The 25791-nt window shown below is 61.9% G+C and carries 20 protein-coding genes; 11 read left to right on the forward strand and 9 right to left on the reverse strand.

Annotated features, from left to right (window positions below; all coding sequences use genetic code 11):
* The 8 genes from copC to modA form a co-directional block, all read right to left on the reverse strand.
* Positions 1 to 375: a copper homeostasis periplasmic binding protein CopC gene (gene copC, locus AYJ54_RS28350; protein WP_063704111.1), complete on the reverse strand. Its 375-nt coding sequence runs from the start codon at positions 373 to 375 to the stop codon at positions 1 to 3.
* A 31-nt stretch (positions 376 to 406) separates the two neighbouring features.
* A complete protein-coding gene (locus tag AYJ54_RS49835) occupies positions 407 to 700 on the reverse strand; it encodes a hypothetical protein (RefSeq protein WP_136623981.1) in 294 nt (97 codons plus the stop codon).
* A gap of 586 nt (positions 701 to 1286) precedes the next feature.
* The gene (locus tag AYJ54_RS28360; protein ID WP_063704114.1) at positions 1287 to 2132 is read right to left on the reverse strand and encodes an amino acid kinase family protein; all 846 of its coding nucleotides are present in this window, start codon (positions 2130 to 2132) and stop codon (positions 1287 to 1289) included.
* 14 nt (positions 2133 to 2146) lie between these two features.
* The gene (locus tag AYJ54_RS28365; RefSeq protein ID WP_063704116.1) at positions 2147 to 2959 is read right to left on the reverse strand and encodes an amino acid kinase family protein; all 813 of its coding nucleotides are present in this window, start codon (positions 2957 to 2959) and stop codon (positions 2147 to 2149) included.
* Positions 2960 to 2977: 18 nt separating this feature from the next.
* Positions 2978 to 4915 (reverse strand): WD40 repeat domain-containing protein, encoded by a 1938-nt coding sequence (locus AYJ54_RS28370; protein WP_063704117.1) that lies wholly within the window; start codon positions 4913 to 4915, stop codon positions 2978 to 2980.
* Positions 4916 to 5020: 105 nt separating this feature from the next.
* Positions 5021 to 6154, reverse strand: coding sequence for a molybdenum ABC transporter ATP-binding protein (gene modC, locus AYJ54_RS28375; RefSeq protein ID WP_063704119.1), 1134 nt, complete (start codon positions 6152 to 6154; stop codon positions 5021 to 5023).
* Positions 6151 to 6849, reverse strand: coding sequence for a molybdate ABC transporter permease subunit (modB, locus tag AYJ54_RS28380; protein WP_063704121.1), 699 nt, complete (start codon positions 6847 to 6849; stop codon positions 6151 to 6153). Before modB ends, modC begins: the two co-directional genes overlap by 4 nt.
* A gap of 5 nt (positions 6850 to 6854) precedes the next feature.
* Positions 6855 to 7700 (reverse strand): molybdate ABC transporter substrate-binding protein, encoded by an 846-nt coding sequence (modA, locus tag AYJ54_RS28385; RefSeq protein ID WP_430641446.1) that lies wholly within the window; start codon positions 7698 to 7700, stop codon positions 6855 to 6857.
* A 105-nt stretch (positions 7701 to 7805) separates the two neighbouring features.
* Here modA and AYJ54_RS28390 point away from each other — a divergent pair, with 105 nt between their 5' ends.
* The 5 genes from AYJ54_RS28390 (at position 7806) to AYJ54_RS28410 (ending at position 17576) form a co-directional block, all read left to right on the forward strand.
* Positions 7806 to 8708, forward strand: a complete 903-nt coding sequence (locus tag AYJ54_RS28390) for a hypothetical protein (protein WP_136623982.1) — start codon at positions 7806 to 7808, stop codon at positions 8706 to 8708.
* A 128-nt stretch (positions 8709 to 8836) separates the two neighbouring features.
* On the forward strand, positions 8837 to 10063 hold the full coding sequence (locus tag AYJ54_RS28395; protein WP_283808714.1) for an efflux RND transporter periplasmic adaptor subunit: 1227 nt from the start codon (positions 8837 to 8839) through the stop codon (positions 10061 to 10063).
* The gene (locus tag AYJ54_RS28400; protein WP_063704128.1) at positions 10060 to 13158 is read left to right on the forward strand and encodes an efflux RND transporter permease subunit; all 3099 of its coding nucleotides are present in this window, start codon (positions 10060 to 10062) and stop codon (positions 13156 to 13158) included. The genes AYJ54_RS28395 and AYJ54_RS28400 overlap by 4 nt, the downstream gene beginning before the upstream one ends.
* A gap of 36 nt (positions 13159 to 13194) precedes the next feature.
* Positions 13195 to 16281, forward strand: a complete 3087-nt coding sequence (locus tag AYJ54_RS28405) for an efflux RND transporter permease subunit (protein ID WP_136623983.1) — start codon at positions 13195 to 13197, stop codon at positions 16279 to 16281.
* On the forward strand, positions 16278 to 17576 hold the full coding sequence (locus tag AYJ54_RS28410; protein ID WP_136623984.1) for an energy-coupling factor transporter transmembrane component T family protein: 1299 nt from the start codon (positions 16278 to 16280) through the stop codon (positions 17574 to 17576). The genes AYJ54_RS28405 and AYJ54_RS28410 overlap by 4 nt, the downstream gene beginning before the upstream one ends.
* A gap of 1377 nt (positions 17577 to 18953) precedes the next feature.
* Here AYJ54_RS28410 and AYJ54_RS28420 read toward each other — a convergent pair.
* A complete protein-coding gene (locus tag AYJ54_RS28420; protein ID WP_063704133.1) occupies positions 18954 to 19592 on the reverse strand; it encodes a GntR family transcriptional regulator in 639 nt (212 codons plus the stop codon).
* 125 nt (positions 19593 to 19717) lie between these two features.
* Between AYJ54_RS28420 and bioB the strand changes: the two genes are divergently transcribed.
* The 6 genes from bioB to AYJ54_RS52825 form a co-directional block, all read left to right on the forward strand.
* A complete protein-coding gene (gene bioB, locus AYJ54_RS28425; protein ID WP_063704135.1) occupies positions 19718 to 20713 on the forward strand; it encodes a biotin synthase BioB in 996 nt (331 codons plus the stop codon).
* Positions 20714 to 20778: 65 nt separating this feature from the next.
* Entirely contained in the window at positions 20779 to 21933 is a 1155-nt protein-coding gene (locus AYJ54_RS28430; RefSeq protein WP_063704137.1) for an 8-amino-7-oxononanoate synthase, read from the forward strand.
* Entirely contained in the window at positions 21930 to 22562 is a 633-nt protein-coding gene (gene bioD, locus AYJ54_RS28435) for a dethiobiotin synthase (RefSeq protein ID WP_063704138.1), read from the forward strand. Before AYJ54_RS28430 ends, bioD begins: the two co-directional genes overlap by 4 nt.
* Entirely contained in the window at positions 22559 to 23863 is a 1305-nt protein-coding gene (locus tag AYJ54_RS28440; RefSeq protein WP_063704140.1) for an adenosylmethionine--8-amino-7-oxononanoate transaminase, read from the forward strand. Before bioD ends, AYJ54_RS28440 begins: the two co-directional genes overlap by 4 nt.
* Positions 23864 to 24215: 352 nt before the next feature.
* Positions 24216 to 25235, forward strand: coding sequence for a TRAP transporter substrate-binding protein (locus AYJ54_RS28445; RefSeq protein ID WP_063704141.1), 1020 nt, complete (start codon positions 24216 to 24218; stop codon positions 25233 to 25235).
* A 15-nt stretch (positions 25236 to 25250) separates the two neighbouring features.
* Positions 25251 to 25791 (forward strand): TRAP transporter small permease (locus AYJ54_RS52825; RefSeq protein WP_245329150.1); only part of this gene is annotated, 541 nt, incomplete at its 3' end.

Consider the following 25791-nt stretch of genomic DNA (forward strand, 5'->3'; position numbering starts at 1 on the left):
CTAGTTGCCGATGGTGAAGGTGTATTCCCCTTTGACGCGATGAGTGTCCTCAGAAACGACGTGCCATATCACCCGGTACTTGCCCGCTACCAACGGCGTACTGAGGGGGACTACAAGTTGCTTTTTGTCCTTCGGATCGGCCGCCGGGGTTCCCGTCGCAATTGATTTTCCACTCTCGTCACGCAACTCCAGGCCCGAGAATTTGGCGATGACGCCTTCCGAGAAATTCAGACGAATTTCCTTGGTCGGGGACGCGGCGCGTTCCGCGCCATCAGCCGCCGGAACAGCGGACGTCAATTTGGGGTGAGCCATTGCTCCGGTCGCGGCAAGTGCGAGGCCGATGCCTGTGCCGATGGCCAAAAGTTTAGCCCGCATGACTTATTCTCCTCTCATTGCCTGGTCCTGGCTACCATCCATAGCTGCGGTAGCGAGGATAGGAATAGTAGTAACGCGGCCGGTAGTAATAGCCTGGATAGTCACCGCGTTCCTCATGATAGCCCTCGTGCAAGTCTCGGAGGGCGCGGTGATAGGCGCGATGCTCCGCGCGGCTGGAAAACCCTTCCTCGTGAGCGCGTTCATGAGCTTCGCCAAGCTCGTCATGAAATGCTCCATGCTCATCGTCATCGTGAGCGAGCGCTGGGAGCGCGGGAAGTGCGGCAAAGGCGAATGCCGTCGCCAGAAGTGCAGTTTTCAGCTTCATGACAGGGTCTCCCAGTGAGAGGCTGATGCTTCGACAAGCAGGCCAACGCCGGGAAGAATAGGCATTGCCGTTGAATGAGAGCTGAACCAATTCTGGCGGGAAAAGGACGCCAACTGGATAAATTTCGGCGGGACGTCGCGGATTTCGCGAAGAACCCGCCACCACGATGATGTCGCGGGGGCTCTGCCACAATCGAACAGGTCAGGAAAAAGTGGAAATGTTCCAGCCGGCGGCTTGATTTGCCGGACACTCAGATACGCACGTCTCGGAAGGGTCAAACTGCGACTTAGTGGGGAGGGCAGCTCCTGGCGGAGGAATTGGATGAGACATCGTAGGTTTGGTTGGTGTCGGGAAAAGGCGCTAGCGCTCGCCCGCTACCACGGGCCACGATTTGCTACACCAATCTACGATTTTCCGCGATTTCGTAGGCTCAATGGTAGCGGCTCTTGCGAATGGAGCCTAGTAAAGTAGTTGGTTGTTCGCAGCCGGTTTCGACATCGCCGACGGCCGCAAAGTCGCCGCAGGCTCGGCGCCGCAGCTCCGCCCTCGTGGGCGTTGAGCCGTTTCCGGGGCGCGCCTTTGGGGATCAATCTTTACGGACGATTGTTCCGACGTGTTCGCCGCGCAGTGCTCGTTCCAGAAGCTCGGGCCGTAGCCCATTGATGATTTGAAAGCTTTCGACCTGGCGCGCGTTGGCGAGCAGGTCGAGCAGGACACGGTCAAAGGGAAGCGTCGGCAGGTTGCGCCTTCTGAGATCCGAGACGGTGATTTCGCCAATAAATTTCGCATCTGGATTGAGTTTGGGATCAGACTCGTAAAGCCCATTCACGTCTTTGACCAGGGTATGTGTCGCGCAGCCGTAGCACTCAGCGAGCAAGAAAGTGCCGGCGTCGGTCCGATGTGGTGGGATGCGTCCGAGCCGAGGAGGCTGCTCCCAAATCGAGAATGGCGGATCACCATTGCAGATCACACCCGGGGCCGATTTGATGAAGAAGGGCAGCATGTGTCCAAGAATTTCGGGCGGAATGGCGACCACGCCAAACGGCGCCAGAAGCGTGCCGAGCATGTGCGCATTGCCGAGCGCATCGATGATGCAGAGCTGAGCGAGCACGCCGGTCGGTAAACCGAGATCCATGCCGATCGAGGTTACATGTCGGCTGCGCACGCCGCCGCCGGTGCCGATCACCAGTTTGAAATTTTCGAGGAGTCTGCCGAGGACTTCGACCAGCGGGTAAACGGCCTTCTTCCCATTGTCCAGAATCGAGCGTCCGCCAATCTTGATCACGTGGCAGAATGGCAGCATTGGCACCACGGGAGTTTCAGTCGACGTCATGACCTGCTTGTCGAGGAGACTCTCGCGCATGAGCATCGATTGGACGTGGCGGCGTCTGTCGATCGGGAATTCCTGCTCTGTGCTGGCTTTTTCGACCATGGTGTATACTCGCTTCAGGCCGAGATTAGGGTTCCGACCGGCTCGCCGTTGAGCGCTCGCGTCAAATTGCCCCGCTTCAGGCCGTTGATGACCTGGACGGAGCGACGGTTTTTGGCGTTCTTCATGAGTTGGAACACCGTTCGCTCCAGCACCACATCGACCAGGTCGAGCTCCATGAGTTCGTCGACGGTGATCTTGGGAATGAACTTGGCGTTCGGATCCTTCTTCGGGTCGGCCGTATAAAGACCCTCTTCATCCTTGACGAAGATCATTGAGCGGCAACCCAAGGTTTCGCTGATTAGGTAACAGCCGGCATCTGTCCGGTGCGGCGGAATGCGGCCGATCTCCGGATTGGGCTGCCAATACGCGTAGGGGGGCATACCGACACATACGCAGGCCTGGCGCTCGGCGAGGTAGAGCGGTAATTGAGCGAATTGAGCTGGCTCGATCGACGGGATTCCATGCCTGGCGAGGAGATAGTGGATCATCTTCGCATTCTGGATGCTCACGAAGAATCCGAGCACGCTTAGCACTCCAGTGGGCATCCCGAGATCAAGCCCCACACTATAGGAATGACGCGCCCGGGTGCCGGCTCCGGTGCCAATGATCATCTTGTGCTTGGGGAGATTTTCGACGATCTCATCGATCAGCGGGAAGACGGCCTCCCGACCCCGATCGATAAAGCTTTGTCCGCCGATCTTGATAACGTTGGCGTCCGGCAAGATCTGGATCACCGGCTGCCGGTCGAGCCGAGCCATTTCCTCTTCGTCCGTGACACTGCCGCTGACGAGCGCAGAGGTCAACCGATCCAGGGGTTGGTTGTCCATCTTGAGCCTCCTGTCGCCTCACTGCTCCGTTGCTTTGCTCGATACGGCGTCTGGCGGCGCCCGTTTCGGCGTGTCCCAGAGCTTCGCAGTGCCGTCCATGCCGGCGGTGGCCACGATCGTCCCATCGTGTGAAAACGTTGCAAAGTGAATGCGTCTGAGGTGCCCCTTCAGCGCGGCCGTCTGCACCCGGCTGACAACATCCCAGAGGCGCACAGTGTCGTCGAGGCCACCCGAGGCGAGCGTCTTCCCGTCGGGAGAGAACGCGCAGAACCGGACCCAGGCGGTGTGGCCCTTGAACGGCTCCAACTCCCTGCGGGTCTCAACCTCGAATAGCTGCACGTCGTTGCTCGCACCGGCAGACGCAAGCAGCTTGCCATCAGGGGAGAACGCCACGGAGTGGACGGGGCCGGTATGCACGTCGATGGTGGCGACCTCTTTGGTCGATGACACGTCCCAAAGCTTGATGGTGCCGTCAATGCTGCCCGAAGCGATCAACCGACTGTCGGGCGAGTAGGCCAATGCTTTGACTCCTCCGGTATGGCCGGTGAGGGTCGCAATCTCCCGATGTCCGCCGATATCCCACAGCTTTATCGTTTCATCATAACCACCAGAGACAGCGGTTTTGCCGTCAGGCGCGATAGCTACGGCGCGGATAATATTCGCGTGCCCGACCAGCGTGGCAATCTCCTTTCCGGACGGCAGCTCCCATAGTTTGGCGGTCCGGTCATAGGAGCCCGTCATGAGGGTTTTGCCGTCCGGCGAGATCGCGAGCGTGACGATGGCACCGCTGTGGCCGAGCAGCGTCCGCAGTTCGTTGCCAGACGCTACGTCCCACAGCTTGACTGTTCGGTCGTGGCTTGCCGAAGCGAGGATCTTGTCGTCAGGCGTGAAAGCCACTGCGGTGACGAAAGATTTGTGTCCTTTCAGGGTCGCCCGTTCCTCTCCCTTGGGCGTAGCCTCTTCCTTGGGAGGTTCGACACCCGATTTCAGCAATTGGTCGAGGTCCCAAATCTTGGCGAGATGATCCATTGTGGCCGTCGCGAGCGATTTGCCGTCAGGCGAGAAAGCCACGCCGCGAACGCGATCGCCGACCTCGCTCCATCGCACCATGACGTCCTCGCCGGTTGCGACGTTCCAGATCCTCAACGAGTTGTCGACGCTCCCGGCCGCGACCAGCTTGCCGTCCGGTGAAAACGCCACGCAAAGAACCTCGCTCGTCGTGCCCTCGAGCGTGGCGGTTTCCTTCCGCTGAGCGACATCCCAAAGCCGCACGGTCGTGTCCATGCTGCCGGTGACGAGCACCTTGTCGTCGGGCGAAAACGCGATACCGCGGATCCCATGCCCATGGCCTCGCAGCGTTGCGAGCTCGCGCCCTGTGGCCACGTCCCATAGTTTGGCCGTGTAGTCGTTGCTGCCGGAGGCAAGAATCTTGCTGTCATGGCTGAACGCCAGTGATCGCACTGCACCATCGTGTCGAAGCGTGGCGCGCTCCTGTCCGCTGCCTACGTCCCACAATTTGATGGTGTTGTCGTGGCTCCCTGACGCAATGGTTTTTCCGTCGGGGGCGAAAGCCAGCGACCGGATCATGTTGGTGTGGCCCCGCAGCGTGGCCAATTCGCGTTCGGAAGCCCAATTCCAAAGCTTCACAGTGCCGTCGTAACTGCCCGTCGCCAGAAGGCTGCCGTCGGGTGAGAAGCGGACCGCTTCGACGGTTGCGTTGTGCCCCCGCAGCGTGGCTATTTCCGCGCCCGTGGTGGCATCCCAGATCTTCGCCGTCTTGTCGTAACTGCCCGTGGCTACATACCGGCCATCCGGCGAGTAGTCGATCGAGGCCAGTGCAAGCGAATGGCCCCTTAGCGTAGTGCGTATCTGGGCAAAAGCAGGCATTGCAGTCAGGACTGCGGAAGCGAGCACGAGCATCGCCTGCAGCGTGCCCTGTAACCTGCGCACTGACATTGGGCCTCCTCCTGAACGCGCTTACCTGCTCAGAACCCGGTCAGATGCCGCCAGCCGGCAACACAGCAAGGCCTCGCAAGTTCCAACTAGCGTCCATGGCAGCTGTCAAATCGGAATGGCAGTCGTATCCGCGCCATTGGCATGCCGAGATGCGGCTCCAAATGTCTGCCGGTCGAGGCCCACCGCCTTGATCACAGCATACACAGTCGTACCTTCCGTCAAATGTAAGCTTTCGACCGATCGCCGGGTAATGCGGGCCAAGATCGCTTGCCCGCTGCAGTCGAGGCGCACGTCCCGGATGGGGCCACGCTGCGGACCGATCTCAGCGATGGTCCCGCGCAATACGTTAAGTGCACTCAGCCGATCGGGCGGACGCGTGCTCAGCATGACGTCACGCGCGCGAATATGAACACGCACTTTGGCGCCCACACGGTGCCGGTCGAGACGCGGAACCCACAGGCGCGACCCGCACAGGCTCAACACGGTGAGGCCGAATGAGTCGTCGTGCTTCAGGATCTCCGCTTCGAGCACCGCCCCTGCTTCGATCAGGTCCGTAAATGGAGGCAGGTCGAGGCGCGCCATGACGTCGGCAGTCGGTCCGGTCGCCTCGACGCGGCCTTCGGCCATCACGACGAGAGTATCCGCCAAACGTGCGACCTCCAATACTGAATGGCTTACATAGATGGTGGGCACCTTGGTCTCGTCGTATAGCCGCTCGAGATAAGGCAGGATCTCGGCCTTGCGTGCCTCATCGAGCGAAGCGAGCGGCTCGTCCATGATGAGCAGCCGGGGCGAGGCCAGCAGGGCCCGTCCTATGGCGACCCGCTGCTTCTCGCCACCGGAAAGATTCCGGGGACGACGTTGGAGCAGATGACCAATCCCAAGCAGCTCAACCACCTGCGCAAGTTGGCCGAAGCGCTTGGCGGGCGGCGTGAACCACCGGCCGTAAAGCAGATTTTGGCGGACGGTAAGGTGTGGGAATAGCCGCGCGTCCTGGAACACATAAGCGACCCGGCGCCGATGCTTGGCCACAAAGACCCGCTGCTCGGTGTCGACGAGAATCTCGCCGTCGAGCGAGATGTGGGCGCATGCCGGGCGGATAAGTCCGCCGATGGCATTCACCAGCGACGTTTTGCCGGATCCCGAGCGCCCGAACAATGCGGTCACGCGGCCATCGCTCTCGAATTGGGCGTTGAGATCGAATGACCCGAGTCGATGCTGCACCGCGACCCGGATCATGCCTCGACCCCGATGCGATGGCCGACGATCCCCCCGATTGCTTCCGAGGCGAGTAGGGCGGACATCGAGACCACGACCGCGATTGCGGTAAGGCGGAAAGCCGCGAATTCGCCGCCCGGGACCTGCGTAAAGGTGTAGATGGCCGTAGGAAGCGTTTGCGTTTCGCCCGGTATGTTAGACACGAAGGTGATCGTCGCGCCGAACTCTCCCATCGCACGCGCGAAGGAAAGGATCGTACCGGCAATAATGCCGGGCAAGATGAGCGGTAGCGTCACGGTCACGAAGACCCAGCCGGGACTGGCTCCGAGCGTTCCCGCCGCATCCTCGAGCCCGCGGTCGATGGCGTCTATGGACAATTGCAGAGCTCGAACCAGCAATGGGAACCCCATGACGGCGCACGCAAGTGCCGCGCCCGTCCACCTGAAGGCGAAGACGATTCCGAAATTGTCAGCGAGGAACGCGCCAAGCGGTCCGTGCTGCCCGAACAGTAGAAGCAGAAGATAGCCGGTGACCACCGGGGGAAGAACCAGCGGCAAAAAAACAATCCCGTTTAGGATCGACTTGCCCCAGAATTTTCCCCGCGACAGCACCATCGCAATGAGAAGCCCCGGCGGTAGGCTCGCGACTGTCGCCCACAGAGCAACTCGCAGGCTCAGTTCAAGGGCAGTCTTCTCTTCCGGCGTCAGGGTGAACATAGGCTTCACTCCAGTATCGTGAAACCTTGCTTCTCGAAGATGCTGCGCGCCTCTGGCGATCTCAGCAGGTCGATAAAGGCGGCGGCGGCATCAGGTTTGGTCGAACCGGCGACAACCGCGACAGGATAGATGATGCGCGGGTGAGTGCTTTCCGGGAAGCTGCCAACGGTCACGACGGCTGGCTCCGACACCGCGTCGGACTTGTAGACAATGCCGAGCGGCGCTTCGCCACGCGACACCAGGAGAAGCGCCGCTCGGACGTTTTCGGCTTGAGCAATGCGATCCTTGACCGAATCCCAGACCCCAAGCGACTCGAGTGCAGCGCGGCCGTACTTGCCGGCTGGAACCGCGTCCGTATTGGCCATTGCGAGGCGCCCATGCCCAACGAGCGACGGCAGTGGGAATCCGGGAATGATATCGACGTGAAGATCGGCGCCCTTAGGTGCAATGAGCACAAGGCGGTTGCCGACGAGGTCCGAGCGCGTTTCCGGTCTGATCAGCTTGCGCTCGGCGAGATAGTCCATCCAGTCCTCGTCAGCCGAGATGAAAATGTCGGCCGGCGCCCCTTGCTCGATCTGCTTGGCTAGCGCTGCGCTGGACGCGTACGAGATTACGGCCCGCTTGCCTGCGTTCGCCTGCCAATGGGCGTTAACGTCATCAAGGACGGTCTTGAGGCTCGCGGCCGCGAAGACGAGCAAGTCCGGACCGGCACCCTGCGCGCCGCCAGGACTTCCAGCCGAAAAAATAAGGGCAAGCAGTAGCGCGCATAACGCGCCCGGGCGCCTGAACGCCGAAGTAGGCGCATCGCTCGTGTTCATGTTCGGGCCCTCGGAAACTGACATAGGGCACATGAACCCTCTGGCCCGATATGTCTGCCTGCGACAGCATCCATGTAACGTTCGCCCGCGCTAAACGTTGCAAATACGAGTGCGCCCGAACTAGGGGTGGCCGCGGAAATGGTCGAGATTGGAAGGAGCCCGAGGCAAATCGGCTGGCCCATCCCGCCGACGGGCACCTCGTATCGGGTGATCGGGGCCGACGGCTTCGAGCGGGACATGTCAGATCTAGCTGACTGGATCGCGGCCATCCAATCTGGTGTCGTCGAAGCTCAGTCCTTGTTCCTGGACCGTGAAACGCTTCGCTGGCGGCCGGTCTCGGAATTGGCCATCTTTATCGAAGCCGAGCAGGCGGTCGCAACAGATGCGGTCGGTGTCGGAGGCCGGCAACCGGAGAGTGGCCCGGCGGTAACTCGGGAGTCGGCCCCTGGCTTCGAAAACGCATCGAAGCGAGCGCCCAGCACCACGTTTCTTTGGATGGCTCTTGTTACTGCTGTGGTCATTGTTCTCGCGGTCTGGGCTGCCGGATCCACTCTGCCCGCTAACGTTCAGACAATGGCCCGGCAGGTCCCGGAGCCGGTCCGCATCGGTGCAGCGGCTGTCCTCTTCGTGATCCTGAGCGAGGAATTCTACTGGTTCGTCTCGATCCTGGTTGGGATCAGAAGTGTTCGCCCCGCTCGCCGTTTTGCGCTGCAAGTGCTGGCGCTGCTCACGACCTGCGTGTTGCTCTATGCGGTGTTCGCGCTCTTCTCGACTGATGGGTTTCAGCTCGATGCCGGCTTTCTCGTGAGGAACGCCGTCGTGGTTGGCCTCGCCTACGCGGCGTCTCTCTTTTTCTGGTCAATCGCTCTGCTGGCTGGAACGAGCGCCACGCTCGCCAGGAAGTTGCTGGCCAGCGCCATAGTATCCGCGATGTTGGCGAGTACTGCTTATATGGGGCTCGCACCAATTGTGCGACATGGTGGCGCCGCACCGAGCAGCTTTTGCGGTTCCTGTGCCCACAGTAACTCGCAACCTGGATGATGCCATCGTCAAATCCCTCCCAAGAGGCATACGTGCCTTTGCCAAGGCGCTCACGCGGGCATATCATGCCCCGGTTAGTTGGTGAGCCCATGCTGAACGCGATCCGTGCAGGGGGCGTTCTATTGATTATGACGGCCACGGCTTGGTGGTACGTTTCTGACCAAGCCGGAGGTGCTCGCCCGCGTGACGATACGGTAACTGTCTCCCGTGGCGGCGGAGGCGGAGGCGGGGGTGGCGGCGGCCGAGGCAGGCATCGTCAAGGCGGTCCGGTCGCGGTTGTTACCGCTCCAGTGGTCCGACAGGACGTGCCCGTTAATGTGGCCGGCATCGGCTCAGTGGAGGCCTTCAACACCGTTACCGTAAGGGCGAGGGTTGACGGCCTCCTGGAAAAGATCGCCTTCACCGAAGGCCAAGAGGTAAAGGCCGGAGATCTTCTGGCCCAGATCGATTCCCGCGTTTATGAGGCCAGGCTCAGCCAAGCTCAAGGCGTAAAGGCGAAGAACGAGGCACAGCTTGCCAACGCGAAGCTCGATCTCGATCGAGCCGTGAAGCTTGGGCAATTTGCAACTCAGCAGACGGTGGATACCGCTCGCGCGCTGGTCCGCCAGTTGGAAGGCTCGCTGCAGACCGACCAGGCCAACATCGACGCGGCCGCCTTGGATCTCGAATACGCCAGTATTCGCGCCCCGATTTCCGGGCGAACCGGGGTACGGCTGATTGATGCAGGCAATTTCGTTCGAGCGCGTGAGTCGAGCGGAATAGTGATCATCACGCAGCTGGAGCCGATCTACGTATCCTTCTCGCTTCCGCAACAATACCTCGAAACGGTGCAGCAAGCGCTTGCCGACAGGCAGGTTCCGGTGGCGGCGCTCGATGCCGACGGGAAGAGAGCATTGGAAGAGGGCGTCCTGTCGGTCCTCGACAATCGCATCGATGCTCAGACCGGCACAATCAAACTCAAGGCTACGTTTGCCAATGCACACCGCAAGCTGTGGCCGGGGCAATTCGTTAACGTCCGCGTGCGGCTCGACACGGTCAAGGACGGCACCGTCGTGCCGAGCGCGGCGGTGCAGCGCAATGCGGGCGGTACATTTGCGTATGTGTTGGATCAGGATAACCGGGTCGAGATGCGGCCGATCCGGGTCGGTCAGGTCGATAACAACATCGCTGTCGTCGAATCCGGCCTTGAGCCTGGTCAGCAAGTCGTTGTCACAAGCCAGGAACAGCTCCGGCCGGGTGCGTACGTGATTCCCACAGAAGCCAAATCACAGCAAGAAGGAGCCGTTCCCCAGATCACATCGTCGAAGCTTGCATCAGAGAGGGCAGCTAGTCAGGAGCGCCGATCTTCGCCATGAGCGTATCTGCGCCGTTTATTACGCGTCCGATCGCTACCGCGTTGTTGAGTCTTGCGGTGCTCATCGCGGGCGGCCTTGGATTCAGACTGCTTCCGGTCTCCTCGTTGCCCGAGATCGACTTCCCGACTGTTCAAGTCTCGACCCAGCTTCCGGGTGCAAGCCCGGACACGATGGCCTCCCTGGTCACGACACCGTTGGAGCAGCAGTTGGGGCAGATCGCGGGCGTGACGCTGATGACCTCGACAAGCTCTTTCGGCATCAGCGTAATCACCATGCAGTTTGTCCTCGATCGGGACATCGATTCCGTCGGGCAGGATGTACAGGCCGCCATCAATGCGGCTGCGGCTTCACTGCCGAGCGGTCTGCCTTACCCGCCGGTGTACAAAAAGGTGAATCCGGCGGACCAGCCCATTCTCATCCTGGCACTAACGTCCGAAGCGTACCCAATCACGAAGATCCAGGACATCGCCGACACGGTGCTTGCGCAGAAGCTGAGCGAGGTGACTGGCGTTGGCGCGGTGACGATCCAGGGTGGGCAGAAGCCTGCGGTGCGGGTCCAGGTCAATCCGGCCCAGCTCGCTGCCTACAATTTGAGCCTGGAACAGGTCCGCACGGTTTTGGGGCGCACGAATGTCGATCAACCGAAGGGCAGCTTTGACGGACCCAATCAGGCATTCACGATTGCGGCCAATGACCAGATACTGGTGGCTGATTCCTATGCTGACGTAATCCTCGCGTACCGCAACGGCGCGCCGGTCCGCGTGCGCGACGTTGGTACCGCGGTTCACGGAGCCGAGAACGCGAAAGTCGGTGCTTCGCTCAACGGGCAGCCCGCCGTCATCCTCGACGTCCAGCGCCAACCGGCGAGCAACATCATTCAGACGGTTGATCGGATTCAGGAGCTTCTGCCACGGCTGCGAGCGGGTCTGCCGCCGGAGGTCCGTTTGACGATTCTCAGTGATCGGACGCAGACCATCCGAGCCAGCATCGCCGATGTTGAGTTCACGCTGATGCTCACAACAGCCCTCGTGGTACTAGTGATGTTTCTGTTTCTTCGCCGCTTCTGGGCAACCGTCATCCCGAGCGTCGCGATCCCGCTGTCGATCGTTGGCACGTTCGGCGTCATGTATTTGGCGGGCTTCGGCCTCGACAACCTCTCCCTCATGGCGCTCACGGTCGCGACCGGCTTCCTGGTCGATGATGCCATCGTCATGATCGAGAACATCGTGCGCCGGATGGAAGACGGCGAGACCGCGCTGGAGGCCGCCTACAAAGGCGCACGCCAGATTGGGTTCACGATCGTGTCCCTAACGGTGTCGATCATCGCGGTGTTCATCCCGCTGCTTTTTATGCGCGGCATCGTCGGGCGATTGTTCCGGGAGTTCTCCGTGACGCTGTCGGTCACCATCGTGGTGTCAGCTATCGTATCGCTGACGCTCACTCCAATGATGTGCGGGCACCTCCTGCGCCGGGAGCAGGGGCGGCGGAGCAACGCGTTCTTACGGATTTCCGAGCATGCGTTTGCCGCGACGCTCGCGCTCTACGAACGCAGCCTCGCATGGGTGATGCGACGGGAAGCGGCGACCCTTGCGGTTGCAGTGGCGACGCTACTTACGACCATCATGCTTTACCTTGTTGTACCGAAGGGCTTCCTGCCCGTGCAGGACACCGGCGTGATCGTCGCGACGACCGATGCGGAGCCTGGGATATCGTTTCATAAGATGGTGCGGCTGCAGGCTCGGGCCGCCGAGATTGCGCTGCGCGATGCGGACGTTGCCGGGGTGGATTCCTTCGTTGGTGTCGGCCTCGTCAATTCGACACCGAATACGGGACGCTTGACTATCGTGCTCAAGCGCCGGGACCAGCGAACCGAGTCGGCCGCCAAGATCGCGCGCCGGCTGCGTAGCGCAATGGCGCAGGTGGAGGGACTCTCGATCTACCTCCAGCCCGCACCCGAGATTCAGATCGGCACGCGCACCAGCAGGACCCAGTACCAGTACATCCTGGTTGACGCGAACCCCGTGGAGCTGGCCGACTGGGCCTCAAGGCTGCTTGAAAAGCTGCGCTCATCGCCGTCGCTTCAGAACGTCGCTAGCGATCAGCAGACTGGCGGCCTTGCGGTCGACGTCGTGATCAACCGCGACAAGGCCGGCCAGCTCGGGGTGCTGCCGCAGACTATTGACGATACACTTTACGACGCCTTCGGGCAGCGCCAGGTCTCGACCATCTACACGCAGCAGAACCAGTATCACGTCGTGCTGGAGGTGGCGCCGGATTTCCAGCTCGACCCTATCGAGCTGGGACGCCTCTACGTGCCCTCGAGCCAGGGCGTGCAGGTCCCGCTTGAAAGCTTCGCGACGGTACGCCACGGGAATGCCCCCCTTGCAATCACACATCAGGGCCTTTTTTCAGCCGTCACGCTTTCCTTCGATCCGGCGCCGGGCGTCTCGCTCGGGGGGGCGGTGCGGATCGTGCGCGAATCCGAGAACGCCATCGGCATGCCCGATTCGGTGATTGGGTCGTTTGCTGGAGAGGCAGCCGAGTTCCAAGCCTCGCTCGCAAGCGAGGTCTGGCTGATCCTCGCTGCCGTGATCGCAGTCTACATCGTGCTCGGTGTGCTCTATGAGAGCACCATTCATCCGATTACGATCTTATCGACCTTGCCTTCGGCGGGAATCGGGGCGTTGATCGCGCTCATGATCACGGGCAACGATCTGTCGCTGATAGCGGTCATTGCAATCATCCTCCTCATCGGGATCGTCAAGAAGAACGCGATCATCATGATCGATTTCGCGCTGGACGCGGAGCGGACCCAAGGGCTGCAGCCCCGGCAAGCGATCTTCGATGCCTCGCTCAAACGCTTCCGCCCGATCATGATGACGACGATGGCGGCTCTGCTCGGCGCCGTTCCGCTCGCGTTCGGTACCGGTCCCGGATCAGAGCTGCGCCGCCCACTCGGGATTGCAATCATCGGCGGCCTGCTGCTCAGCCAGTTCCTGACGCTGTACACGACACCGGTGATCTACGTGGCGCTGGACCGAGTCCAAACGGCGCTTCGACAGCGCATGCGAATGGTCATGGATACCGCGGAGTGAAGTAGTCCTGCGCCCAGTTCCGGTCGGAGCTTCATCGTGAGCGTTCTCGAGATCTGTCTGCGGCGACCAATCGGCATCAGCCTGTTGATGCTGGCGCTACTCTTGAGCGGCGGGCTTGCATTCTCGTTCCTGCCCGTGGCGTCCCTTCCCCGGGTCGACTATCCGACGATCATGGTCACGGCCGCGCTTCCGGGCGCCGAGCCTCAGACGATGGCCACGGCAGTCGCGGCGCCTCTGGAGCGGCGCATCGGGCAGATCGCCGGGGTCACGGAACTCACCAGTTCGAGCCTCCTCGGCATTACTACCGTTGTCGTCCAGTTCGAGCTCAGCCGCGACATCAACGCGGCCGCCCGCGATGTGCAGGCGGCGATCAATGCGGCGGCGCCCGATCTTCCGACCGGCATGTCGACCCCACCAACTTGGCGCAAGAACAACCCCTCGGCGGCGCCCGTCCTGATACTGGCCCTGACGTCCGACGCGCTTCCGCCAGGCGCGGTCTACGAGGCGGCACAGACAATCCTGGCCCAACAGCTCTCCCAGGTGGAGGGGGTCGGGCAAGTCACGGTCAACGGCTCCGAGAAGCCGGCGGTGCGCGTCCAGGTCAATCCAGCGGCGCTAGCCGCGATGGGCCTCGGCCTTGAAGACGTACGGACCGCCCTGAATGGCGTTAACGCGGCGGGACCAAAGGGCCGCATAGACGCTCCGGATGTCTCTTACTTCGTCCGCGTCAATGACCAAATGCGCAAGGCCGATGAATACAAATCAACGATCCTTCGCACGCGCCGTGGCACGCCTATCCGGCTCGATGCGGTCGCTTCAGTCGTTGACAGCGTCGAAAACGTCCGCACCTCGGGATGGTTCAACAATCAGCCTGCGGTGCTGGTTTTCGTTTTCAAGGAGGCGAGCGCCAATGTCATCGAAACGGTCGATCGTATCCGGGCACTCCTTCCAACCCTTCGGGCCTGGCTCCCGCCGGCAATAGACCTTTCTGTGATGAGCGATCGGACGGAAACGATCCGCGCCAGCGTGCATGAGGTCGAGCTTGCTCTTCTGATCAGCCTCGGGCTCATCGTGACGATAGTTCTCGTGTTCCTAGGGCGGCCTTGGGCCACCCTGGCGGCCGCAATCACGATCCCGCTATCGATCGCCGGGACATTCGGAGCGATGTACCTGCTAGGTTACAGCGTCGACAACTTGTCTCTGATGGCGCTCACGATTGCGACCGGATTCATTGTGGACGACGCGATAGTGGTCATCGAAGCGATCAGCCGCCGAATGAGCGGCCACGAGCAGGCGTTCGAGGCGGCCCTCGGGGCGGCTCGCAAGATCGGTTTCACCGTGGTGTCGATCAGTGTGTCGTTGATCGCCGCCTTGATCCCGCTGCTGTTCATGGGTGGCATGATCGGACGGATCTTTCGCGAATTCTCGGTCACGCTGGCGCTAGCCATAACTGTGTCCGCTGTGGTGTCGCTCACGTTGATACCGGTCATGGGCGCTTATCTTGGGCATGCCCGCACAGAGGCGCGTGCACCTGTGCTTGGGCACGTCTTCCAGAAAGTGCTTGCGGGGTATGAGTCCCTCCTCATCCTCGTCTTGCGCCATCGTCCTGCCATCCTCGTCGTGATGGGGGCGACCGTGCTGGCAACCGTTGCTCTCTGGATGCAGGTGCCAAAAGGATTCTTCCCCCAGCAGGACACTGGCGCCATTGTTGGCATCGCCGAGGCACCGATGACCGTTTCCTTTCGGGCCATGAGCGAGCGGGTCCAGGACCTCATGCGCATTCTGTTGAAGGATCCGGCCGTCGCAAGGGTAGGGAGTTATACCGGGCAGTCGGGTGGCGCCACGAACCAGGCGCGGATCTTCATCGCCCTGAAGCCGCTTGCCGAGCGTGGTCTCGACACGGACCGGGTGATCGCCCGATTGCGGCGGGCGACCCGCGAGGTGCAGGGGGTTGCGCTATACATGGTCTCCGTCCAGGACCTGCGCGTGGGCGGTCGGATCTCGAAGGCGCAATATCAGTACACCATCACCGGACCGGATCTGGGTGAATTGGAGACATGGGCAGCACGGCTTGTCGAGCGGCTGAAAGAATTTCCCGAGCTGCGGGACGTAACCACCGATCTTGAAACGGGCGCGCTGCAGACGATGCTCGTCATCGACCGCGACGCGGCGGCCCGCCTTCAGGCAGCGCCCAATGATATCGACCAGACCCTCAATGATGCGTTCGGGCAACGCCTGGTGTCGGCGATTTATGCCCCGCATTTCACCTACCATGTGGTCCTCGAGGCGAGCCCGGAGCTTCAGGAGGATCCTTCTTCGCTGGCGAAGGTGTACGTGGCCGGCCCCGGCGGGAAGCAGATCCCGCTAGCGAGCGCTGTCAGGGTGGAGCACGGCGTCCAGATGAACTCCGTCGCCCATCAGGGACAGGCGCCCGCCGTGACACTGACATTTTCCATGCGGCCGGGGGTCGCGATCCAGCGGGGGACCGAGATTGTTGAGCGGACCATGCGAGAGCTCGGCGCACCGAGCGGTATCCAGGGAAGCTTTCAAGGCAGCGCGAGGGCATTTACCGAAACGCTCGCCACCCTGCCTGCGTTGATCGCGGTGGCCCTTATCGCCGTCTACATCATCCTCGGCGTCCTCTACGAGAGCGTCATTCATCCCGTGACGATCCTCTCGACCCTTCCATCAGCCGGTATCGGCGCCATCCTGGCGCTGTGGGCAACCGGGCACCCACTCGATCTTATCGGGGTGGTCGGGATCATCCTCCTCATCGGTATCGTCAAGAAGAACGCCATCATGATGATCGACTATGCGCTCGTCGCTGAGCGTGAGGGCGGCCGCTCGCCGGAACAGGCGATCTTCGAGGCATGCCGGCTGCGGTTTCGTCCCATCATGATGACGACCCTGACAGCAATCCTGGGCGCCGTGCCGCTGGCAATCGGAACCGGTGTGGGGGCTGAGCTTCGCCAGCCGCTCGGCATCTCGATTATCGGCGGACTGGTGGTGAGCCAGTTATTAACGTTGTTCACGACGCCGGTCATCTATCTGGCGCTCGACCGGCTGCGCCCCGAGGCGCCAGGGCGCCGCTTTGCACGACGAGTCTCGCGAGTTCGCACATGAATGAGACGCAGCACGACACGAGAAGAATCGCCGTATTGAAGGTATGGTATCTTCTTGTGGTGATGGCGGTCGTGTTCGTGGTGCCAGCGCTGCCGCTGAGCCAGCCGTTGCGGTGGCTTGCAATCTCTGCCCTCGCAGTCGTCCAGGGCATCGTCCTTTTGGCATACGGTGTCGCGTTCGGAGACGTCGCCCGCCTGGCGTTGCGGCTCAAATGGCTGTTCGTGTTCCTGATCGGTGTGTACGCCCTGCTTCCGCCAGCGAATCCATCCGAAAGGGACGTGCTGGTCGACTGGCATATTCCCGGGCTTGGGTGGGCGCTGTCGATCAACCTGAGCGGGCTCGAGCATGCCGGACTCATGTGTTTGCAGATCATCACTGTCCTGCTGACCTCGGCGGTCGTGCGCTTAACGGGAAGGGGGCGCGATCTGATCGATGGCTTGCAGGCATTCCGGTTACCGCCACTGTTCGTTCACGCGCTCGACCGGACCCTGGCGCTCCTCGAAGGTACCCAAAGGAGAGGGCGCGGAGCGCGCCGCGCACGCGATCGGGCGTCCAGGTCAGAATCGTTTGCCGTCTTGCGCCAATTTCTGCGTGGCGATGTGGGTGCCTTTGCCGACACGATCCGGGCGAACATCGCGCTAGCAGAGGGCCAGGCCGGTTCCGATCCTGATGCCCGCGTCGGGGATGGATTTGCCCATGACGTCGCGGTGATCACGGGCATCGCCCTGTGCATGGCGTCGCTCAAGATGCTCAAGATCCTGCCCGGTCTGCCCTTTGCGTCAGGCCATAAAACGTTCCTGCTGTTTCCGCTCTACGTCGTCGCCGCGCGGCTCACCCGATCTCGGTGGGGCGCTACGGCGGCAGGTTCGATCATGGGCGTCATCGGTTTCCTCCAGGGCGACGGCCGGTTCGGAGCGCTTGAAATCCTCAAGCATATCGCGCCCGGCGTGGTCATCGATCTCGGCGAGCCGTTGGTTCGGCGATGGCCATCGTGGGCGCTCGGCTACTGCGTGCTCGGCTTCTTTGCGGCTATCGCCCGCACCGCAACCGAATTTGCCGTCGTGCTTTTGCTCGGTGCCCGGGCCGAGATCTATCTCTTTCCCGCCGTTAAGCTGGTCCCGAACCTGATTGCCGGGGTGCTCAGCGGTTTCGCGGCGGTGGTCGTCCTGCGCGTCGTGGAGGCGCAGAAATCGTCGCCGACGTCCGAAGCGGGGCCGAGCTCGCGCGCGCTGCACGAAGCCGCCTCGCGACGGGCCGACGAGGACTTGGGCGGTGGACGCAGTGAATCGTCCTGAAGCGGGAACTCCGGTCGATTTGCTTTAAGGTTACCCGCGTTTGCGCTCCGCATCGCGCCGACGAGCTGCGTTGCCGCGCTACTGGAGGCCCCGGTTTTCCAGGGCGGTCTTGCATTTTTCCGACAATGCGTCCGGGTTCTGGCTTCGCAGGCAGCGGCCGGCTCTTCGCCCCTGACCACCGCAGAGTTTCTCGATCTCGGGCTGGCAGGCGCTGCGAACCTGTCCCTCGCTGTGTGTGGTGTCCCCCGATTCTTTGCCGCGCTGATCCTGAGCGGGTACGCCTTGGATGCACCAAATCAATATCAGCGCGCTCAAAACTACTCGCATCATGGCCATTCTCGTGCTTGCGATATCGGTCTCGTGCAATTGTAGGTGCGTGCCGACATCGCGCCTCGCCGCATGTCTTGCGGTTGTCATTGTCCGCGAAAGCGAAGGCCGATCCGATCGCGCGAACGGCCAAACTCTTAGCAGCGAGAAATGTTCCAGCATGGTTTCTTGGCTGCATGCGGAGGGCCGTGACCGGCTCAGCATGTACGATCGGCGGACGCCGCGCAGAGCCGGGACGTTCATCGAACGTGTGGAAGCGGCCGCAATGCGAGGGGACGCACCACGGCTGAATTTTGCTGATGACCGGTTGCCATCATCCGGCATTCGGAGCGCGCGGCAACCTAGGACGAGACAGCGTCCGATCCAAGTTGCCTGGAGAAAAGCTCGCTCCGCGCGCATTCGGTCAGTGACAAACTTCGGTCTCGATCCATTGGGCGCCAGGGACAAATTTCAGTCTCGCCATCGCCCTGGCGCGTGAAAAACGCTGCCGGGCCGTAAAGCTCAATCCCTTCATCGAAGCCAGTGACAGAATCGAGCAGAGGCCCAGTGACAAAATCAAACGCGAACGACACAGAGCCGACAAATGTGCTGTCCGATGCGATCTGAGTCTGAGAACGAGAAAAGGGTAACGATTTCAACACCACCGCGCCATCAATTGTGAGTCTTTAGAAGTCCCATTCTGAGTCGACGGAATCAAAATGAGTCGAATTTTGAGTCTGCGGAACCCGCCATAAATCGTTGATATATTAGCATTTCTCGCGAGTTTTGAGCTGCCGAGCGCGGGCATGCCGTGACGAGCTCGTCCGACAGAACCGAACGGGCTGGCGAGCTGGGTCCCCCTGCATTCAAGGCCGCCGCCATCGCAAGTTCTCGCCGCAGCGAGGACAGCTATCGACGATTTGACACTTCGATTCCGGATCGAAATTCAAAACAGCGATCGACCAGACGAGGCGGTGAGGGGCGGGGGATCAGGAGCTGGAGATCTCCTAGTTGCCTCGCACGCGCGACGGGAGTGGAGCCCGCAACCCCTGAGCGCTTTGCAGATCCTGGTCAGGACGCGGGCAGGGCAAGACGCTCGATCGTTTGAATATGGCGTGCGAGCAAGCTGCAGGCTTGTTCGATGTTGCGTGCACGCAGGGCCTGCAGGATCAAGCGATGATCCTGATTGGGACGCGGGCGCCAGCCGGCGTTGCGAGCCATAGCAAACACCAATCGCGAATTTGCGAGCTGCAAGCCGTCGAGGCTGGCGAGCAGGCGCGGCATCGCGCAAGGCGCCACCAGCGCGTGATGAAAGGCGCGATTGGCCAACTCGAAATCCTGAATCGTCTCGGCATTGTCGCCTTCAATCAGGGTGAGCTCGATCCGTGCCAAATGGGCCGATGTGAACTTGGGGGCTGCATTGCGCAACGCGACCACCTCCAGCGCGGCACGCATCTCGGCGATCTCTTTCACCGACTTGGTATCGAGCGGGGCGACCCGCACACCGCGACGGGGCACGGCAACGACCAGATGCTGAGCCTCCAATCGCCTGAATGCCTCGCGCACCGGGACGTGGCTCGAATGGAACTCTCGCGCGACATGATCCTGTCGGAGCGGGGAGTCCGGCGGCAAGGCGCCGCTGATGATGCGCTCGCCGATCGACTCGGCAATGCGCCCGGCGGTCGTCGCGTTTCCGCTCTCGGTTATCATAGATTATCTATCGCAAAATCGAGTGCACTCTCAGCCAGCCTTCGCTAAGCATTAGATGAAAGGTCTATATCATAGATAATATCAAGGATTATCTATGATCAATCAAAGATGAGAAGCCAAGCCCTATGGTTGATGTCGTGGAAATCGAACGGACCGCCAGCCGCGCCGGCGCAGCGCCCCGCAAGACCTGGGAGCGGGCCGAGGCCGAAGCGCTCTATAACCTGCCGTTCGCGGACCTGATGTTTCAGGCGCAGGGCGTTCATCGCGCCAACTTCGATCCAAACCACGTCGAGACCGCGAGCCTGCTCAGCGTCAAGACCGGCGGCTGTCCGGAAGACTGCGGCTACTGCTCCCAGAGCGCGCATTACGACACCGGCCTGAAAGCCACCCGCCTGATGGATCGCGCAGATGTGGTCGCCGTCGCGCAGCGCGCCAAGGACGCCGGCGCAACCCGCTTCTGCATGGCCGCGGCCTGGCGCAGCCCCAAAGACCGCGATCTCGATCAGGTCTGCGACATGGTCAGCGCAGTCAAGGGCCTGGGCATGGAAACCTGTGTCACGCTCGGCATGCTGACGCCTGACCAGGCCAAGCGGCTCTCCGAGTCCGGGCTCGATTTCTACAACCACAACGTCGATACCTCGCCGGAGTTCTACGACAAGATCATCACCACGCGCACCTTGCAGGACCGCATCGATACGCTCGCGCATGTGCGCGACGCGGGCATCAAGGTCTGCTGCGGCGGCATTGTCGGCATGGGCGAACTCGTCGACGACCGGCTCGGCATGCTCATGTTGCTTGCCAATCTTCCCAGCCATCCGGATAGCGTGCCGATCAACCTGTGGAACGAGGTCAAGGGCGTGCCGGTCAACGACAACGCCGAGCGTCCCGATCCGATCGCGCTGGTGCGGCTGGTCGCGACAGCGCGGATCATGATGCCGAAGAGCGTGGTGCGATTGTCCGCCGGACGGCAGTATATGACCGATGAACTGCAGGCGATGTGCTTCCTGGCCGGCGCGAATTCGATCTTCATCGGCGACGTGCTGTTGACCACCAGGAACCCGCAGCGCGATCGCGATGCGAATTTGCTGGATCGCCTCGGCATCACCTCCCGCCTCGCCTGACCGCAATCTTCGGCGAGCGGGCAATGCAATTTGTGCGATCGACAGCTTTTCCGTGTGAGTGAAGCATGAGCGTAATACAGGCGGCCAAGGTTGCCGACTACGTCGCGGCCTTCCATGCCCTGAGAGAGGACGATCGGCTGCGCGGCCTCAAGCCGCGCGCGGGCATCGATTTTGTATCGAACGACTATCTGGCGCTTGCGAGCGCGCCGCGCATCAAGAATGCCATCTCGGCGGCACTCGAGGCCGGCACGCCGATCGGCGCTGGTGGGTCGCGGCTGCTGCGGGGAAATTGCGAGGAGCACGAAAGGCTCGAAGCCGAAGCCGCCAGGTTCTTCGGCGCCGAGACCGCGCTTTTCTTTGGCGGCGGTTATGTCGCCAATTTCGCCGTGCTGACGACGCTGCCGCAGCGCGGCGATCTGCTCGTTCTCGATTCTCTGGTGCACGCAAGCATCCACGAAGGCGCGCGGGCTGGCCGGGCCGAGTTCCGGATCAGCGAGCACAGTGATCCTCAATCGGTCGAAGACACGATTCGCGGCTGGCGGGCGCAGGGCGGAACGGGCCGGGTCTGGATTGTGGTCGAAAGCGTCTACAGCATGGACGGCGATGTCGCGCCGCTCGAAGACCTCATCGCCATTGCGGCGCGGCATGAGGCGTTCCTGATGGTGGACGAGGCGCACGGCACGGGCGTCTACGGCGAGCAGGGACGCGGGCTTACGGCGCCCTATGAGGGGCGCGAGAATCTCGTCATCGTTCACACCTGCGGAAAGGCGCTGGGCGCCGTGGGCGCGCTGGTCACGGCCTCGACCGTGCTGCGCGACTTCATGGTCAATCGCTGCCGCCCCTTTATCTTCGCAACCGCGCCGTCACCCCTCACGGCCGTCGCCGTGCGCGAGGCGCTTCTGATCCTTCAGGAAGAGCCTGAGCATCAGCAGCGCCTTGCAAAACTGGTCGCGTTCGCGCATCGGGAGCTCGATCTGCGCGGCTGGCGCAGCCCATCGCGCTCGCAGATCCTGCCCTACATCGTCGGCGATAATGCACGCGCAATGCAACTCGCGTCAGCATTGCAGGCGCGTGGTTTCGACATTCGTGGAATCAGGCCGCCGACTGTGCCGGCGGGGACGGCGCGGTTGCGCATTTCGCTGACCCTCAACGTCGACGAGGATGATGTGCGTTCATTGCTCGATGCGCTCGTTGAGGAGACGAAAGGCTGGTCGCGATGAGCCTGCGGATCGTGGTGACCGGCACCGATACCGGGATCGGAAAGACCGTTTTTTCCGCAGGCCTCGCTGGATTCCTCGGCGCGAACTACCGGAAACCGATTCAGTCCGGCCTCGAAGAGGAGACTGATGCGCAACTGGTGGCGCGGCTTGGCGGTCTCTCGGCCGATCGCATCGTGCCCGAGCGTTACCGCCTTCGAACGCCCGCTTCGCCGCATCAGTCCGCCGAGATTGACGGCGTGCGCATCGACCCCGCCGCGCTCGACGTGCCCGACACCGGGGGCCGGCCGCTGGTGATCGAGGGCGCCGGCGGGCTGATGGTGCCGCTGAACGGCGCCACACTTTACATCGATATCTTTGAGCGATGGCGGCTTCCGGTCGTGCTCTGCGCCCGGACAGCGCTCGGCACCATCAATCACTCGCTGTTGTCGATCGAGGCGCTGCGAAGGCGCCAGATCGACATTCTCGGGATCGCATTCATTGGCGAGAGCAATCCCGAGAGTGAGCGTGCAATTTGCGAGATCGGGCAGGTGCGTCGGTTGGGCCGGCTGCCCTGGCTTTCTCCGCTCGCGGCAGACACGCTGCAGGTGGCGTTCACGGCTTCGTTTCGGCGCGACGATTTTAACCCATGACGTCCTTGCAGAAGTCGCCGATCTGGCACCCGTTCACCCAGCACGCCTTGCACGACAAGATGACCAGGATCACGCGCGGAGAGGGCGCTTACCTCTACACCGCGGATCACCGCCGGATCATCGATGCGATTGCATCCTGGTGGGTCGTGACCCACGGCCATTGCCATCCGCATATCGTGCGCGCGATCCAGAAGCAGGCGGAACAGCTCAATCAGATCATCTTTGCCGGTCATACGCACGAGCCGGCCGAAGAGGTTGCCGCTCAGATCCTGAAGCTCGCGCCGCGTGGCCTTGAGCACGTGTTCTTCTCCGACAGCGGCTCGACCAGCGTGGAAGTGGCGCTGAAAATGGCGCTCGGCTATTGGCACAATATCGGCGCGCCGCGCACGCGCATCATCGTCATGCAGCACTCCTACCATGGCGACACCGCGGGGACGATGTCGGTCGGCGCACGAGGCGTCTTCAATGCGGCCTACGAGCCGCTGCTGTTCGACGTTGCTTCAGTCCCGTTTCCCGCGGCCGGTCATGAGCAGGCGACACTCGATGCACTCGAAGCCGCATGCAAGAAGGAAACTGCGGCAGCGTTCATTGTCGAGCCGCTTGTTTTGGGCGCGGGCGGGATGCTGATGTATCCGGGCTGGACGCTCAAGGAAATGAAGCGTATCTGCGAGGCCTCGGATGTGCTGTTCATTGCCGACGAGGTCATGACCGGCTGGGGCCGGACGGGCACATTGTTCGCGTGCGAGCAGGCGGATGTCAGGCCGGACATTGCCTGCTATTCAAAGGGCCTCACCGGCGGGTCGCTACCGCTCGCGGTGACGCTTTGCCGTGCCGACATATTCGACGCGCACTATTCGAGCGATCGTTCGCGGACGTTCTTCCATTCAAGTTCCTATACGGCGAACCCGGTTGCCTGCGCCGCCGCGAGGGCGAACCTCGAACTTTGGCAACAGGGCGCGCGCGAGCGCGTCACGTCGCTCGCCACGATGCAGGAGCGCCTGATCGCACCATTCCGTGCGGACGTGCGCTTCGAAAACGTCCGCCGCACCGGAACCATCAGCGCACTTGATCTGAAAGCAAGCGATGCGGGCTATCTCGCAGGCATCGGTCCGAAGCTTCAGGCTTTCTTCGAACGTCGAAACCTGCTGCTGCGGCCGCTCGGCAATACGATCTACGTCATGCCGCCTTACTGCATCACGGAGGAGGACCTGGAAGAGGTCTACGCCGGGATCAAGGATGTGGCCGATGAGTTGGCCGGAAGGCGCGCTTTGCGCGCCCTGCCAAGGTGGGGCGGTCGGTGAAGATGTGGAAGCCCCCAAAGGAATGGAGCAGTTCGCCAACGTACCGGATCTCCATATCCGCAATTCGCATAAGGTATATTATGGAATATATTTAAATCGAATTAGATCAGATGTTTAGACGGAGTTCCTGCGGCTAAATCTTCACTCCAGTGCTCTTTTTCACCGACACGGCCTCAGCGCCAATCCGCCGCAGCGCGCATCAACAGCATCGTCTGAAAGCCGATATTGCCGCGGCTCGGCGCGGCTGCAATAAGCGAAGCCTCGCGAGATCGCAGATGACCTCATGGCCTTCCGTCCGTATAGGTTTGCGTCTCAGAACAACAACAAACTTTTCCCTGAGGGAGCAAACCCGATGAGCTTTTCCCGACGCACGCTTCTCAAGGCCTCCGCCGCGACCGCGGTCCTGAGCGGCATTGGCGCGCCCCATGTGGCGCGCGCCCAGAGCGCCGAGTTCACCTACAAATACGCCAACAACCTGCCGGACTCCCATCCGATGAACACCCGGGCCAAGGAGATGGCCGCGGCGATCAAGAGCGAGACCAACGGGCGCTTCGACCTCCAGGTCTTCCCGAACAACCAGCTCGGGTCCGACACCGACATGCTGAGCCAGATCCGCTCCGGCGGCGTCGAGTTCTTCACGCTGTCCGGCCTGATCCTGGCGACGCTGGTTCCGGCGGCCTCCATCAACGGCATCGGCTTCGCGTTCCCGGACTACGATACGGTCTGGAAGGCCATGGACGGCGACCTCGGCGCCTACGTCCGCGGCGAAATCAAGAAGGCCGGCCTCGAGGTCATGGACAAGATCTGGGACAACGGGTTCCGCCAGACCACGTCCTCGACCAAGCCGATCAACGGACCGGACGATTTCAAGGGCTTCAAGATCCGCGTGCCGGTGTCGCCGCTGTGGACCTCGATGTTCAAGGCCTTCGACGCTGCGCCCGCCTCGATCAATTTCAGCGAGGTCTATTCGGCGCTTCAGACCAAGGTGGTCGAAGGCCAGGAGAACCCGCTGGCGATCATTTCGACCGCAAAGCTCTACGAGGTGCAGAAGTACTGCTCGCTGACCAACCACATGTGGGACGGCTTCTGGTTCCTGGCCAACCGGCGCGCGTGGGAAAAACTGCCGGCGGACGTGCGCACCATCGTCGCCAAGCACATCAACGCCGCCGCCGTGAACGAGCGCGCCGATACCGCCAAGCTGAACGCCAATCTCCAGCACGAGCTCGCCGGCAAAGGCCTGGCCTTCAACCAGCCAACTGTTGCGCCGTTTCGCGACAAGCTGCGCACCGCCGGCTTCTATGCCGAGTGGAAAGGCAAATATGGCGAGCAGGCCTGGGATCTCCTGGAAAAGGCCGTCGGCAAGCTGTCGTAACGCATCTAGGCCGTCATGGCTCATATCGAGGTACAGGCGACCGAAGTGGCGGGCGAGGTGACGTTGCAGTCCCCTCGCCGACCTTCGTTCCTGGCTTTCCTGGAGCGCGTGCTCGGCTACATCGTCGAAATCCCGGCCGCGATCCTCGTCGTCGCCGAGATCGTGATCCTGTTTGCTGGCGTGGTCGCACGCTACGGCCTGCACCGGCCGTTGATCTGGTCCGACGAGCTCGCCTCGATCCTGTTCCTGTGGCTCGCGATGCTGGGCGCCGCCGTGGCGTTCCGCCGCTCCGAGCACATGCGGATGACCGCGATCATCGCGAGCGCAACACCTGCGATGCGGGCCTGGCTCGATTTGGTGGCGGTCTGCGCCGCGCTGGCGTTCCTCGTGATGATCGTCTGGCCGTCCTACGACTACGCCTATGAGGAAAGCTACATCACCACGCCGGCGCTGCAGATCTCGAACATGTGGCGCGCCGTGGCGCTGCCGGTCGGCATCTGCCTGATGGCGGCGTTCGCGGTGCTGCGGCTGTTGCGCGCCGCAGACTATCGGCTGG

It is taken from the genome of Bradyrhizobium centrolobii (assembly GCF_001641635.1).
Taxonomy (GTDB): Bacteria; Pseudomonadota; Alphaproteobacteria; order Rhizobiales; family Xanthobacteraceae; genus Bradyrhizobium; species Bradyrhizobium centrolobii.